The sequence below is a fragment of the Polynucleobacter sphagniphilus genome (genome assembly GCF_001953355.1).
GTDB lineage: Bacteria > Pseudomonadota > Gammaproteobacteria > Burkholderiales > Burkholderiaceae > Polynucleobacter > Polynucleobacter sphagniphilus.
On record NZ_MPIY01000006.1, the window covers coordinates 59,039 to 72,529 of the forward strand.

Genomic DNA, 13,491 nt, shown 5'->3' on the forward strand with positions numbered 1-13,491 from the left:
GCCTACATGCGTAGTGGATGCTTATAGCCAGCCACTTGAATAATCTCTAATTTTTTAGAGTCTTGATTGGAATCCGGGACTTCCATCGCAGTCAATTTGCCGCCCCATACGCAACCGGTGTCCAGACCAATCACATTGTTTTGTCTTAGGAGTCCTAGTGTTGACCAGTGGCCAAAATAAATTAGGGTCTCCTCGGTTTTGCGTTTAGGTGCCTTGAACCACGGTACGTAACCTTTAGGACCCTTTTCTAATCCCTGGGCACTCTCAAACTCCATTTGTCCGGATGGTGTGCAAAAACGTAAACGTGTGAGTGTGTTGGTAATTACTCTTAAGCGCTCATAGCCCTTAAGAGAATTTGTCCATTTATTGGAGGTATTGCCATACATATTGGCCAGAAAGTCTTTATAAGTTTTTTTGCGCAAGACTTTTTCTACTTCATGTGCGTATTCAAGTGTTTGCTCTAGGCTCCATTGCGGGAGAACGCCGGCATGTACAGCAAGTACTTTGCCGTTGCTAAGGGCCATTGGCCTATTGCGGATCCAATCAATCAGTTCTGCACGATCAGGAGCTTTCAGAATGCCATCGACAGTATCGAGCCCCTTGGGTTTGCGTAGACCCGCATCAATGGCTAGCAAATGAAGGTCATGGTTGCCTAAGATGCATTCAGCGCGACCACTTTCTTGTAACTTTTTAAGTATGCGCAGCGCTCCCAATGAATCTGGGCCGCGATTAACCAAGTCCCCCAAGAAAATCAAATTTGATTTGGCGGGAACTTTTTTAATTAAGGACTTCAGGGAAGGTGCGCATCCCTGCACATCCCCAACAGCATAAATCTTGCTCATGTCTTATCTTAAAGGGTAATTGCGTAACACTACAAAATTCAATACTTATTCAGGGGTAACTTTTTTGACAACGCTATATCGAACCAAGGTCTTTTTGCGCGCCTCATCATGATCGACAACTGGTAAAGGGTAATCTCGTCCCAGTAGTAAGTCGGCTGCCTCAAGCTCAATATGCCCTGAGCGCCATGGCGCATGAATGGATTTTTTTGAAAGCTTGCTTAACTGAGGTAAATAACGTTTGATGAATTTACCTTCTGGATCAAATTTCTCTGATTGGGTAATGGGGTTAAATATGCGGAAATACGGCTGTGCATCGCAACCCGAAGAGGAGGCCCACTGCCATCCACCATTATTTGAAGATAGCTCAAAATCATTGAGATGCTTAGCAAAGTAGGCTTCACCCCAGCGCCAATCGATTCCCAAATCTTTTGTTAGAAAACTGGCTACCACCATCCGCAGACGATTATGCATATAGCCACTTTGATTGAGTTGATGCATGGCGGCATCTACCAGTGGATAGCCTGTTTTACCCTCACACCATGCGGTAAATAGTTTTTTAGCGTGAGAGCTGCTTTCCCATTCAATGTTGTCGTAGTCAGGTTTAAAGCTCACACCATCCGCTAGTCGTGGATGATTAGACAAAATCATGAAATAGAAATCACGCCAAATGAGTTCGCTGAGCCAAATCGTCGCACCCATGCTTCCGGCTAGCATCCGGCGGTGCGCTTCTCGCACCAACCCTCTAATCGAGAGCATGCCAAAGCGTAAATGAGTTGAGAGATAGCTGACTCCTTTCACTGCGGGGAAGTCTCTACCAATTTGATAGTGATCAATGCGTGTTAAAAAATCTTCTAGAAGAGCTTGGCCTCCCTCGGGGCTAGGTGGGAGATGGCTTTCAATCCCAGTGGTACAAAAGCCCATGGATTCTAGTGAGGGGAGCGGTTTATCTAGCGGTTTTGGGATGGCTGCAAATTGGCCCTTTTTTGGGGTGCAGTCATAGGCGGCCAAATCTTTATCTTGTAATGTTTTGAGCCAATTATTTTTATACGGCGTGAAAATAGAAAAGACCGTATTCGAGTTAGTGAGAATTTCTTTCTTCTCAAAAATGACTTGATCTTTAAAAGTCTCAAATTCAATACCGTGCTTTTTTAGTAAGACAGATACAGCCGTATCTCTGGCAATGGCGCTCGGTTCATAGTCATGATTGGTGTAAACGGTTTGTACTCCCAGTGCTTGCGCAATTTGAGGAATGCAATCAACTGGTTTACCAAATTGCACAATCAGCCCGCCACCTTGCTGTCGCAGTTCAGCATCCAATTGTTTCAGTCCTTGCCAAATGAAATCAACCCGCCGATCGGGCGTGAGTTCATTGACGCTGTCCTTTTCGATTAAAGGCTCAAGAATTTCCTGATCAAATATAAATGCCAGCCAAACTGAGCCGCTATTTTTAAGGGCGTGATGCAGGGCTGCCTGGTCATACAGGCGTAAATCGCGACGGAGCCAAACAAGTGCTTTTTGCATAGCCCCTATATTAGGGCTATTTGAGGGGTCTTGCTTGATGGGCGGGTTAAGATCCCTATTAACAATGGATACGATCTTTTTTATTCTTTCTAAAGTGGTGCAGTTTGGTATTGAGCCTCTCAATTGGGCTCTCTTATTTATATTGTTATCTGTTCTTTTCCTGGCTCTTAGAAAAACCCATTTAGTTAAACGGTTTTTACTACTCGGGCTGATTGATTTGTTGGTAGTGGGTTACCTACCTACTTCTGAGCTCCCCCTCCGTGTTTTAGAAGACCTTGTTCCAAAATCACCTTTAACGAGTATTGCAGGGGAGCAGATAGGAGCTATTGTTATTTTGGGTGGCGCAGTCGAAGGCGGACTCATAGGTCCCGAGCGTGGCGAGGTATCTCTAGAGGGCTCTGCGGAGCGAGTCACTAAGGGTTTGGAGTTGATGCGCACACACCCAAACACCCCTTTTATTTATAGTGGTTTTTCGGGCAAGCTCGTACCCAGAGGCATTTCTGAGGCAGATGCTTTTAGGGCTTTGGTACATGAGCAAGGCTTGGAAGGGCATCCTGGCTATTATGAAAATCAATCACGTAATACCTATGAAAATGTATTGTTTATTAAACAAATATTGAAGCAAATCCATGGTGAAAATGAAGCAATCAAGCCTGTGCTCTTGATTACCTCTGCGAGCCATATGTATCGCTCTATTCAGCTTTTTGAGAAACAAGAGATGGCGGTAATTCCTGTGCCGGTCGATTATCAAACGGGAACCTCTGTTTCCTCGGTTCATTGGGGAGTTTTTGATCTTACCGAGGGGTCTAGGTTGTGGAATCGACTGCTACACGAGTTAATTGGTTTGGCTGCCTATTGGGTTACCGGAAAACTCTAGATATTCGGTAAAATATTACCTATATGTCTACGGCCAAAAAAGCCTCCCATGAAGCTTCGGACCCCAGGTCTGATTTAGATCCCGCTATTTCTTTTTCGGCCGACCATCTGGCTAATCAATTCTTAATTGCCATGCCAGGCATGCAAGATCCTAATTTTGCGGGAACTGTGATCTATCTTTTTGAGCACACCGAAAGAGGTGCGATGGGCTTGGTTGTGAATCGACCCACTGAGGTCAATATGGCAACTCTTTTTGACAAGATTGATCTCAAGCTTGAAATTGCTCCACTTTTAGAGCAACCAGTCTATTTTGGAGGTCCTGTTCAGGTTGAGCGTGGTTTTGTGCTCCATGCGCCCATGGACAATCCTAGCTATCGATCTTCATTAATTGTGCCTGAAGGTCTGACAATGACGACTTCTAAAGATGTTCTGGAGGCAGTTGCCGCCGGCACTGGACCAAGTCCATTTTTGATGACTTTGGGCTATTCAGGCTGGGGTGCCGGTCAATTGGAAGAAGAGATTAGCCTAAATGGCTGGATGAATGTGCCACTATCGCAAGCGCAAATGGTGGAGATTATTTTTAATACCCCTGTAGGTGAACGTTATTCCCGCACTATGAACTATCTAGGCTTTGATGTTTCGCATCTCTCAGGAGAGGCTGGGCATGCCTAGTGGTCAAGGCGTCATGGCCTTTGATTACGGGACTCGCAGAATTGGTGTTGCGATCGGAAATTCCATCAGTCGGGTTGGCCATCCACTAAAAACGATTTCCCATGCAAATGCGCAAATGCGCTTTCAGGAGATTGAGGACCTGCTTAAGGAGTGGCAGCCAGATCAGCTGGTGGTTGGTCTTCCAGTCCATCCTGACGGCACTGAACATGAGATGACGCAGAAGGCTAAACGCTTTGGTAATCAATTGCATGGCCGCTTTCATCTGCCTGTGCAATGGGTGGATGAGCGCTATACCTCTGCAGTTTTAGAGGGTGACGCCAAGATGCAGGACAATCTAGATAGCCATAGTGCTGCGCTTATTTTGGAGCAGTTTTTTGCTGAGTTGGCGGCTAAACAGAATAAAAGTATTGGATAGATGATGAATGCAGAATTGCTGTATACCAAATTGCTAGAAAAACTGCGCCAGCGAGCCCAAAGTGGGCCATTTGAGCTGGTTGGTTTGGCAATGGGTGGCGCTTGGATTGCAGAGCGTTTAGCCGGTGATCTTGGTCTGGCGCATTATGGCGTCATTAATGTTGCGTTTCATCGTGATGATTATGCTGAGAAAGGCATGACTGCCTTGCGTACCGCAAGCACCATGTCTACGCATCTGCCATTCGAGGTGAATGGCGCTACTGTCATTCTGATTGATGATGTGCTGCTTACTGGTAGAACGGTGCGCGCTGCATTAAATGAATTATTTGATTTTGGCAGGCCAGCTGCGGTTGAGTTAATGGTTTTGGCCGACCGTAGCAAGCGCGAGTTGCCAATCAGCACTGACTTTTCTGGTGAAGAAATCCTACTACCTGATAGACAAATTTTAGTTTTAGAAAAAGACGATGCTGGCAAGTTCAGTTTCCAACTTGAGGAGCGTACAGCATGAGTATGGCGGATAAGATGGTCAATCAATTTAACGCAGCCGGTGAATTAACGCATCTACTGACTCTGGAGGGCTTGCCCAAAGATCAGATCGTGCATATTTTAGATACGGCACAACAATTTGTGAGTGTGACTGATCCCTCAAGAGAGGTAAAAAAGGTTCCTCTATTACGCGGTAAAAGCGTATTTAATCTTTTCTTCGAGAATTCCACGCGGACGCGCACTACATTTGAGATTGCTGCAAAACGCCTATCTGCCGACGTGATCAATCTAGATATTTCCACCTCTTCAACTGCCAAGGGCGAAAGTCTTTTAGATACGATTGATAATTTAGTGGCAATGCAGGCTGATATTTTTGTGGTTCGTCATAGCACTTCGCGTGCGCCGATTGAAATTGCCAACCATGTACCCCCACACGTGCATGTGGTCAATGCAGGCGATGGTAGCAACCAGCATCCCACTCAAGGTTTGCTCGATATGTACACGATGCGTCATTTCAAGCGGGATTTTCGTGGCTTGAAAGTGGCCATCATCGGAGATATTGTTCATAGCCGGGTCGCTAAATCCAATATCCATGCTCTGACTACTCTCGGTTGCGAAGAAATTCGCGCAATCGGGCCCGAGAGTTTACTGCCGAGCAATTTGGATATGATGGGTGTGAAAGTATTTCATGGCATGGAAGAGGGACTCAAGGGTGTCGACGTTGTGATGACTTTGCGTATTCAGAAAGAACGCATGGAGGCAGGGCAAGTTCCAGAGGGCGCTGCTTTCTTTAGTCAATATGGCCTGACCCCAGCCCGTTTGGCTTTAGCAAAACCAGATGCCATCGTGATGCATCCGGGCCCTATGAATCGTGGTGTGGAAATAGATTCTGCAGTGGCAGATGGGCCCCAGTCAGTGATCTTGAATCAAGTTACTTTTGGGATTGCAGTCCGTATGGCCGTGATGTCAATTGTGGCTGGAAACTAGTTTTCTAGTGACAGAGAAAGTGCAATCTACCTCTATCCCAAAAAAGTGGCTTATTTTGTCACACGGCTTCAATATGGATGGTCGCGCTGCAAGCCAAACTATTACTGACAAGATCCCTTATTTGCTAGATGCTGGTATTGAGCCAGTGGTGTTTAGTGCTATTACCGGCAATAAGGATGTACGTTTTCCACATAAGCAGTTTTTGGCTTGGGGACCTGCTGCATTTCGTTTTGATTTTCGACATTGGATCGCAAACCAATATGGCAGAGGTTTAGTTTATAAATTCTTAACGAGATCTGTCTCGATTCTGTTAGCTCCTTTCATTGGACTTGAGAAATTCATTTTGGGATATTCAAGTCAATGGTCATGGGCGATGCCCGCTTTTGTGTATGGATATCAACTTATTCGTGCTGGCAAAGTTGATTTTATTTATTCAACCGGGGGAGCCTGGTCTGCTCATCTAGCGGGTTTATGGCTCAAGCTTAAAACGGGATTGCCTTGGATTGCGGAAATTCATGATCCGCTGGTAATACGTAAAGATGCAAATGATCTGGGATTTACAAAGCCAAAAAGTAGAGATGCGCAATTTCGTCAATATTTGGAAAAACAGATTTGTAAGTATGCAGACCATGTCTGGTGGTTTACGGATGGCGCTTTGCATTACGCAAAAGTCCGCAACAACAATCTCAATACGCTCAATAACGCACATGGGTTTATGGTCCTGCCTGGAGCTGAACCTCCTGGCGGCCTGAATGCTAATCAAGCTCACGCATACTCTGACAAATTAAACTTATGTCACTTTGGCTCCCTTGCTAAAGATCGATCTTTATCGACCATTTTGAACGCCTTGTTACCCTTATTTAATAAATACCCAGAGGCTCGTGAATGCATTCGTGTGCATGCTTATGGTGCTCCTTTGGATTCATTGACCGAAGAGGCAATCAAAACTTATGGGTTTGAGGATGTATTGTTGGCGCATGGGCGCTTAGAGAGGGATCTAGCTTCAGGAAAATCTGGGCGCGAGCGAGTTGTTGAGAAGATGCAGGAAGCGGATGTATTGATTCTTTTGCATGGGAATGATGAGTGGTGCGCTGAATACATTCCATCCAAGTTCTATGAATACCTTTGGACGGGTCGTCCCATATGGGGTATTACCTATCGCAATCCTCAATTGAACCAATTAATTTTGGATCGCGGGGGTTATTTAAGTTCTGAAGGCAACCCTGGGGAGATCGGGTTAGCGTTAGAAAGCATTTGGTTAGACTGGCAAAGGCGGCAATTAATTGAGCCAAGATGGATGCCAATTGGAGTGGAGCAGGCAGTCAGAAAAATTCTTAGTTTTGTTACACAAAAAAATTCTTCAGAAGAAAAATTTCAATAATACTTATCTACCTGGCTTGCTAATTATGCTTAACATTGTTCTTTATAGCTGCACCTTCCGCAAAGATCTTAATAGAACTATTAAGCTTGCTGAGAGCATTCAAAAATACAATAAAGAAAAAATTCCTTTTTATGTCTCCGTTCCTTCTGATGATGTGGAATTATTTAGAGAGCATCTTCAGGAATTTGATGCTACTATTTTTGATGAAAACGATATCTTCAAAGCCAATCCTAAACTAGATATACAAAAGCTTTATGAGATTCGAGGTGGGTTAAGGCAGCAGGTAATTAAATCAGAATTTTGGAGGCTCGGTCTTTCAGAAAATTACCTTGTCTTAGATTCAGATTGTATTTTTATTCGCGACTTTGGTGAAAGTGACTTTATCTTCATCGAGAATATTCCTTATTCAGTTATTCATGAGGGGCGAGATATACTTCAATCAACTGAACGATTCGGCCCCAAGAAAATTCGTCAACATTTTTTAAATGACCGCATGCCTATCATGGCTGCGCTTGGGCGAAAAGGGGTTGTATACGACTTTGGATATGCTCCTTTTTTATGGAGTAAAAAGGTTTGGGAGTCGCTAGATCTCAACTACTTAAGCCCTAATGGGATGAATCTATTAGATGCGATCTTGTTATGCGGCTCAGAATTTACTTGGTACGGCGAGGCTTTAATTAACTTTAGGGCGATTGCGATTTATCCACGGGAACAATTATTTAAACACTATCATTATGAGCATCAGCTCTGGGCAGACCAAGTATTGGGCTATAAAGAACACATTCTTGCCCGCAATTATTTAGGTGTTGTCTATCAATCAAATTGGGAGAGTTGGGGTGATTTTGGCCCCTCAAGTAAAGCGCTCCTATCTTTAGTTTGGCGCTCTGTTAAACGAATTATAAAAAAAATACAATTTAAGCTATCTTTACTGATAAGTTTGCTTTAAATAAATTTTGAATAAAGATACTGCCTGCAACCATGCTTGAACTGTCTAACATTACATTGTTATGCGTTGAAACCAGGTCACCTGCATTAGCTCATTGGGCCATTGATCGCTGCACCAGTCAAGTTCACTTTGCTAAGGTGGCTTTGGTAACTAATATTGATCTTGTGCATGATAGAAAGCCTGGTATTGACTATATTCAGGCTCCACCAATAAAAACAACCAAAGATTATTCCAATTTTTTGTTGTCAGATATAAATCAATATGTTGTAGGTTCACATGTATTAATTATTCAATGGGATAGCTTTGTTGTGCATGCCGATCTTTGGCGTGAAGAGTTTCTGAAGTATGACTATATTGGCCCTATTTGGCCGCATCATCCAAATACACCTGTAGGAAATGGTGGATTTTCATTGCGCTCTGTTAAATTGCTCCAAGCAATCAAGCGCCCTGGATTTATCAAGAGGCATCCAGAAGACTATTGCATCTGTGCAGACAATAAGAATTTTCTTGAGAAGTGTGAAAATATCAAATTTGCACCATTTGCAATTGCTGAGCAATTTGCTGTAGAGCGTTCTGAATGGCATGATTCTTTTGGGTTTCATGGCTTTTTTAATTTTGGCAAGGTATTAAGCGATCAAGAGTTGAGGAGCTTTATTTTTTTGCTTCCAGATGGGTATTTAAGTGAGCTAGATAGCTATGACTTAATTGAGGATCTCATCAAGCAGGGTCGATTTATGATTGCAAAAGAAATTGCAAGTAAGGTTCATTTTCGCTGGAAGATGCGCAAACGTTATGTAAAACTGAAATTTTGGCTTCTCAAATCCGGAAGATGAAGATGAATTTGAATGAAAAATACTTAGCGAACATGTGCGTATTTAGTGTTTGCATGCTTTTGGTCGTCTGGGTCATCCCAGAGACGATTGCCCTCAGACATTGTTTATTGATATTGGGATTTATTGTTTCTGGCTTAATCATTAAAAAAAATATTCAAAGTCTCTATCCAATTCGAGCATCAAATCTATCCACTTATATTCTATTTAGCATTTTTATTTGGGTTGGCATTCATTGGACTTTCTTTTCTCTAAATACAGAGCTTGAGCTCTCCGAAATTCAATCTCTATGGGTGCGCACTTTTTTAGGGTGCGTAATGGGTGTTGGACTGGGAGTGTCTTTACGTAAATATGCTCAACTCGCTAGATATTTCTATGTATCCATATTTGCAACGCCCCTAATCAATTTAGGGGCCTATGGATTCGACTGCTTTCGACAGGGTAGCTTGGTGTTGCCTAATAATTTTGTACGATTCTTATTTACTAAAATCGAAACAGCCTATTTTGGTGGCATGGCAACGGCAGTAGCAAGTGGAAATTTAATCTACCTTCTCACATTGAATGGCAATCGGCAGGTAGTTAGAAGAATGGTTTATTGGGTTTTTGGGATAGCGCTGATGCTAGCGTCGGCAATCGTATCAAGCACTAAAAATGGGATGATTATCATCCTCGTGATATGTCTAACTTTAGTCATCATCTTTGGGGTTGGTGTATTGAAAGACTACTCGAAGAATCAATTCATTCGAATATCGATACTTACCCTAATTATTTTCTTTATATTTACTTCCTGGAGTGTCCATAAAAGATATGCATCTCCTGGATGGCAGGATTTGCTCTATGACATTCAAGTGGCAGTTGATATTGATAATAATAAGCAGTGGATGAAAGCAGAGGGGGTGCCAACCTATCCTCTAAACGCATTAGGCCACCCTATCGCAATAAATACTTACTCTAGGGTTGCGTGGGCAACCGCAGGTTTGCGTCTTATCGGGCAATATCCCTTGGGTTATGGTTCGATTAATCGGTCATTTAATGGCATGCAGAATGTAGCCGGTATTGCCCATGAGCATATAGGTCAAACGCATAGCGGTTGGGTTGATTACGGGTTGGCCTTTGGGGTTCCGGGCTTGAGCATCTTAATTTTTGCATTATTGTTAACGATATACTTTGGACTTAAAAATAAGGATCAACTTAATTTGGTTGCTGTTTCAATATGTGGAGCGTTATTTGTATTTTGTATTTTTGCAGAGATGAGCTGGAAGCAATACTTTGAATCAATGCTCTTTTTCATTGCTTTCTCTACTGCGGTAGTCGGGTATAGAAAATTGGATGGTGGGGCAACTGGAGTTGTAAAAAATTAACCCTACTAATATTTTATTTGTACTAAATAAGGCCATTTTGTGAAACCAAGGATTTACGATTGTTTTATTTTCTATAATGAAAGCCGCTTATTAAAACTCCGCCTGGAAACGCTTTGGGAAGAGGTCGACTTATTTGTCATATGCGAATCTAAATATACTTTTTCAGGCAATCCAAAGCCGATCAATTTTAAGATGGAGGATTTTAAGGATTTTGAATCTAAAATTCGCTATCTTTTAATAGATCATTACCCATTTGAAACCGATGATCCTTGGCGTAGAGAGGAATATCAGAGAAATTATTTACTGCAAGGCTTGCTTGATGCAAGGGATTCAGATTGGGTAATGATTTCAGATGTAGATGAAATCATTCATCCTCAAGCCATAGCCTTATTCAATCCCAAAAGATATTTAAGGGCAAGCTTAATTCAAAAATGCTATTCCTATTATTTGAATAATTTGCATGTAGGTATCGATGGGTCCATATCTCAATGGAATAAACCAAAGATTACAACGTATCGTGCATTACGTAATTTTTTTAAAACCCCTGAAAATTTACGCGAATACAAAGCTACAGGCATATTTAGATCATTCCTGAGAACATATATTAATAAGTTAGCTACTCAGAAAATTATGAATGGGGGGTGGCACTTTACATGGATGGGGTCAGTCAATGACATGATTTCTAAATTAGAAAGTTTCTCACATCAAGAATTTAATACTGAAAAATTTAAAAATCCTAGTGAGATGCTAAAAAAAATAAATTCAGGTGGCGACCTTCTTGATCGCGGCTTTATTTATCAAGCTCAAGATATATCTTCCGAATTTCCATCTAGTATTGTCAAAAATTATGAAGAATATAAGGATTGGATTTTGCCATTCGGCCCTGATGGCTCTTAAAAAAAGCACTTTAAAGAAGTGCCCAATGTAAATATATTTGTATTTTTTTTGGGCCATTTTGGGCGCTCTCTATTTCCCGGTTGTTATTTCGAGTTTGGATTCAATATTTTGGGGTATCCCATATAATCAAAAAAATAATATATAAAAGGTGCCAAAATGTCTTATCAGCTTAATCATCTGGGGTATTGGTTAATTACGGAGCAAGCATGATTTTGGTTACTGGCGGCGCGGGCTTTATTGGCGGAAATTTTGTTTTAGATTGGTTAAGAGAACCAAATAACGAAGGTATTATTAATTTAGATAAATTAACCTACGCTGGTAATTTAGCTACTTTGGCGTCATTAAAAGACGATCCACGACATATCTTTGTACATGGCGATATTGGCGATAAAGAGCTTGTACAGCGCCTATTGAGTGAGCACAAACCAAGAGCGATTGTGAACTTTGCTGCAGAAAGTCATGTGGATCGATCGATACATGGGCCAGCTGAATTTGTGCAAACTAATATTGTTGGTACATTTAATCTGCTTGAGTGCGCTCGCGAATACTGGAATAACCTAGATGTGGATAAAAAAGCCCAGTTTCGCTTTCACCATGTTTCTACTGATGAAGTGTATGGATCACTCTCTGCTCAGGATCCAGCTTTTACAGAATCTCATCCCTACGAGCCCAATAGTCCTTATTCAGCATCTAAGGCTGCATCCGATCATTTGGTACGTGCTTGGTTTCATACTTATGGATTCCCTGTTGTCACGACAAATTGTTCCAATAATTATGGGCCTTACCACTTCCCAGAAAAACTGATCCCTTTGGTGATTCTCAATGCGCTCAACAGCAAGCCATTGCCAATCTATGGTGATGGTCAGCAAGTCCGTGATTGGTTATATGTGGGTGACCATTGTTCGGCGATTCGTGAAGTACTTGCAAATGGTAGGCTTGGCGAAACCTACAACATTGGTGGCTGGAATGAAAAAGCCAACCTGGATGTGGTGAAGACGATTTGCAACATACTCAATGAGCTAAAGCCAAGGATCGATGGGAAGTCTTACGCTGAGCAAATTACTTTTGTGAAAGATCGCCCTGGTCATGATCGTCGCTATGCAATTGATGCTAGCAAGGTTGAGCGTGAATTAGGTTGGCGTCCTGCTGAAACATTTGATACCGGTATTCGCAAAACAGTGCAGTGGTATCTAGATAACCCCGAATGGATTGAAGGTGTTGTCAGCGGCTCTTATCGTGATTGGTTATCTAAACAATACCAGTAAATTTTCTTCTCTGGTTAAATCATCTCCCATGATAAAAATACTCCTTTTTGGAAAAGATGGGCAGCTCGGTAAAGCGTTTCAGAAACACTTTGCAAGTCTTAATGTCAATCTGCTCTCAAACACACAGATTCAATATGTGGGGCGTGCGCAGTGTGATCTTAGTGATGATGCCAGTATTGATGAACTCTTAAGTCAATTTCAACCCCATCTCATTATTAATGCGGCCGCCTATACGGCAGTAGACAAAGCAGAAACAGAGTCGGAGTTAGCCTTTGCGATTAATGCAAAAGCGCCTGAGCGTATGGCGCTTTATGCTGCCAACAATAACGCTACTTTTCTACATTATTCAACTGATTATGTATTTGATGGTGAGAAGTATGGCTTCTATTTAGAAGGTGATATGCGTAATCCTCTGGGCGTCTACGGCAAAAGCAAAGCCTCTGGTGAGGAGGCCGTAGTGAGGGCATTTGCTGCGGGTACTGGCGGCCAATATGCCATTTTTCGTACTAGCTGGGTATATGGTGATGGGGGTAATTTCATTCGCACTATTTTGCGTTTAGCAAAAGAGCGGGCGGAATTAGGCATCATTCATGATCAGTATGGTGTACCAACTAGTGCTGATTGGTTGGCTATGGTGAGCTTGCATTTAGCTCTGAACAGTCAATTAGGACTTAAAAAATTTCCTTCAGGGATCTATCACGCCGTCCCCTCTGGGGAAACCTCCTGGCATGGTTTGGCATGCTTGGCGGTGCAATCTGCTCTTGACGCAGGGGTTGAGTTAAAGGCTAAACCGAGGGCAATCAAGCCTATCTTGGCGGTGGAATATCCTTTGCCAGCACCAAGACCCATGAATTCCAGGATGGAGACGGCTAAATTGAGGCATGCATTAGTCATGTCTTTGGGTGATAGTTCTGACTCTTATAATGATCAAACAATTAACTCACTCTTTCCTCGGTGGGACTTATTGGTTCAGAAGTACGTAGCCGAATTAGCGGCAAAAAATTTAATTTAAT

At 42.5% G+C, this 13,491-nt stretch carries 14 protein-coding genes; 12 read left to right on the forward strand and 2 right to left on the reverse strand.

The genetic code is table 11. The features are described 5' to 3' along the window. Positions 1–2: 2 nt before the first annotated feature. Both BOQ04_RS06840 and BOQ04_RS06845 read right to left on the reverse strand, forming a co-directional pair. Entirely contained in the window at positions 3–842 is an 840-nt protein-coding gene (locus tag BOQ04_RS06840; protein WP_076024013.1) for a symmetrical bis(5'-nucleosyl)-tetraphosphatase, read from the reverse strand. A gap of 45 nt (positions 843–887) precedes the next feature. Further along, positions 888–2,363 carry a cryptochrome/photolyase family protein gene (locus BOQ04_RS06845; RefSeq protein ID WP_076024014.1) on the reverse strand — a complete coding sequence of 492 codons (1,476 nt, stop codon included), beginning with the start codon at positions 2,361–2,363 and terminating at the stop codon, positions 888–890. Between the two features lie 64 nt (positions 2,364–2,427). Here BOQ04_RS06845 and BOQ04_RS06850 point away from each other — a divergent pair, with 64 nt between their 5' ends. The 12 genes from BOQ04_RS06850 (at position 2,428) to rfbD (ending at position 13,490) form a co-directional block, all read left to right on the forward strand. Then, positions 2,428–3,240, forward strand: coding sequence for a YdcF family protein (locus BOQ04_RS06850; protein WP_076024015.1), 813 nt, complete (start codon positions 2,428–2,430; stop codon positions 3,238–3,240). A gap of 131 nt (positions 3,241–3,371) precedes the next feature. Next, positions 3,372–3,911 (forward strand): YqgE/AlgH family protein, encoded by a 540-nt coding sequence (locus tag BOQ04_RS06855; protein ID WP_233126710.1) that lies wholly within the window; start codon positions 3,372–3,374, stop codon positions 3,909–3,911. Then, positions 3,904–4,326: a Holliday junction resolvase RuvX gene (gene ruvX / locus BOQ04_RS06860; protein WP_076024017.1), complete on the forward strand. Its 423-nt coding sequence runs from the start codon at positions 3,904–3,906 to the stop codon at positions 4,324–4,326. Before BOQ04_RS06855 ends, ruvX begins: the two co-directional genes overlap by 8 nt. A gap of 3 nt (positions 4,327–4,329) precedes the next feature. Then, complete coding sequence (pyrR, locus tag BOQ04_RS06865) at positions 4,330–4,833, forward strand: bifunctional pyr operon transcriptional regulator/uracil phosphoribosyltransferase PyrR (RefSeq protein WP_143742162.1); 504 nt, start codon at positions 4,330–4,332, stop codon at positions 4,831–4,833. A 2-nt stretch (positions 4,834–4,835) separates the two neighbouring features. Continuing rightward, positions 4,836–5,798, forward strand: a complete 963-nt coding sequence (locus BOQ04_RS06870; protein ID WP_076024019.1) for an aspartate carbamoyltransferase catalytic subunit — start codon at positions 4,836–4,838, stop codon at positions 5,796–5,798. 7 nt (positions 5,799–5,805) lie between these two features. After that, a complete protein-coding gene (locus tag BOQ04_RS06875; RefSeq protein WP_233126697.1) occupies positions 5,806–7,179 on the forward strand; it encodes a glycosyltransferase family protein in 1,374 nt (457 codons plus the stop codon). Between the two features lie 25 nt (positions 7,180–7,204). Beyond that, on the forward strand, positions 7,205–8,125 hold the full coding sequence (locus BOQ04_RS06880; protein ID WP_076024081.1) for a DUF6492 family protein: 921 nt from the start codon (positions 7,205–7,207) through the stop codon (positions 8,123–8,125). Positions 8,126–8,157: 32 nt separating this feature from the next. Beyond that, positions 8,158–8,958: a DUF5672 family protein gene (locus BOQ04_RS06885; RefSeq protein ID WP_076024020.1), complete on the forward strand. Its 801-nt coding sequence runs from the start codon at positions 8,158–8,160 to the stop codon at positions 8,956–8,958. Positions 8,959–8,960: 2 nt separating this feature from the next. Further along, positions 8,961–10,316 (forward strand): O-antigen ligase family protein, encoded by a 1,356-nt coding sequence (locus BOQ04_RS06890; RefSeq protein ID WP_158025483.1) that lies wholly within the window; start codon positions 8,961–8,963, stop codon positions 10,314–10,316. Positions 10,317–10,355: 39 nt separating this feature from the next. After that, positions 10,356–11,213 (forward strand): glycosyltransferase family 17 protein, encoded by an 858-nt coding sequence (locus BOQ04_RS06895; RefSeq protein WP_076024022.1) that lies wholly within the window; start codon positions 10,356–10,358, stop codon positions 11,211–11,213. A gap of 206 nt (positions 11,214–11,419) precedes the next feature. After that, positions 11,420–12,478 carry a dTDP-glucose 4,6-dehydratase gene (gene rfbB, locus BOQ04_RS06900; RefSeq protein ID WP_076024023.1) on the forward strand — a complete coding sequence of 353 codons (1,059 nt, stop codon included), beginning with the start codon at positions 11,420–11,422 and terminating at the stop codon, positions 12,476–12,478. A 28-nt stretch (positions 12,479–12,506) separates the two neighbouring features. Further along, the gene (gene rfbD, locus BOQ04_RS06905) at positions 12,507–13,490 is read left to right on the forward strand and encodes a dTDP-4-dehydrorhamnose reductase (RefSeq protein ID WP_233126699.1); all 984 of its coding nucleotides are present in this window, start codon (positions 12,507–12,509) and stop codon (positions 13,488–13,490) included. Position 13,491: the final 1 nt, after the last annotated feature.

Bases quoted from the DNA above. Each gene is read 5' to 3' on its own strand.
- BOQ04_RS06880 (WP_076024081.1), top strand. From the start codon at position 7,205: ATGCTTAACATTGTTCTTTATAGCTGCACCTTCCGCAAAGATCTTAAT.
- ruvX (WP_076024017.1), top strand. From the start codon at position 3,904: ATGCCTAGTGGTCAAGGCGTCATGGCCTTTGATTACGGGACTCGCAGA.
- BOQ04_RS06885 (WP_076024020.1), top strand. From the start codon at position 8,158: ATGCTTGAACTGTCTAACATTACATTGTTATGCGTTGAAACCAGGTCA.
- BOQ04_RS06855 (WP_233126710.1), top strand. From the start codon at position 3,372: ATGCCAGGCATGCAAGATCCTAATTTTGCGGGAACTGTGATCTATCTT.
- BOQ04_RS06850 (WP_076024015.1), top strand. From the start codon at position 2,428: ATGGATACGATCTTTTTTATTCTTTCTAAAGTGGTGCAGTTTGGTATT.
- BOQ04_RS06840 (WP_076024013.1), bottom strand. From the start codon at position 842: ATGAGCAAGATTTATGCTGTTGGGGATGTGCAGGGATGCGCACCTTCC.
- rfbD (WP_233126699.1), top strand. From the start codon at position 12,507: ATGATAAAAATACTCCTTTTTGGAAAAGATGGGCAGCTCGGTAAAGCG.
- rfbB (WP_076024023.1), top strand. From the start codon at position 11,420: ATGATTTTGGTTACTGGCGGCGCGGGCTTTATTGGCGGAAATTTTGTT.
- pyrR (WP_143742162.1), top strand. From the start codon at position 4,330: ATGAATGCAGAATTGCTGTATACCAAATTGCTAGAAAAACTGCGCCAG.
- BOQ04_RS06890 (WP_158025483.1), top strand. From the start codon at position 8,961: ATGAATTTGAATGAAAAATACTTAGCGAACATGTGCGTATTTAGTGTT.
- BOQ04_RS06870 (WP_076024019.1), top strand. From the start codon at position 4,836: ATGGCGGATAAGATGGTCAATCAATTTAACGCAGCCGGTGAATTAACG.
- BOQ04_RS06845 (WP_076024014.1), bottom strand. From the start codon at position 2,363: ATGCAAAAAGCACTTGTTTGGCTCCGTCGCGATTTACGCCTGTATGAC.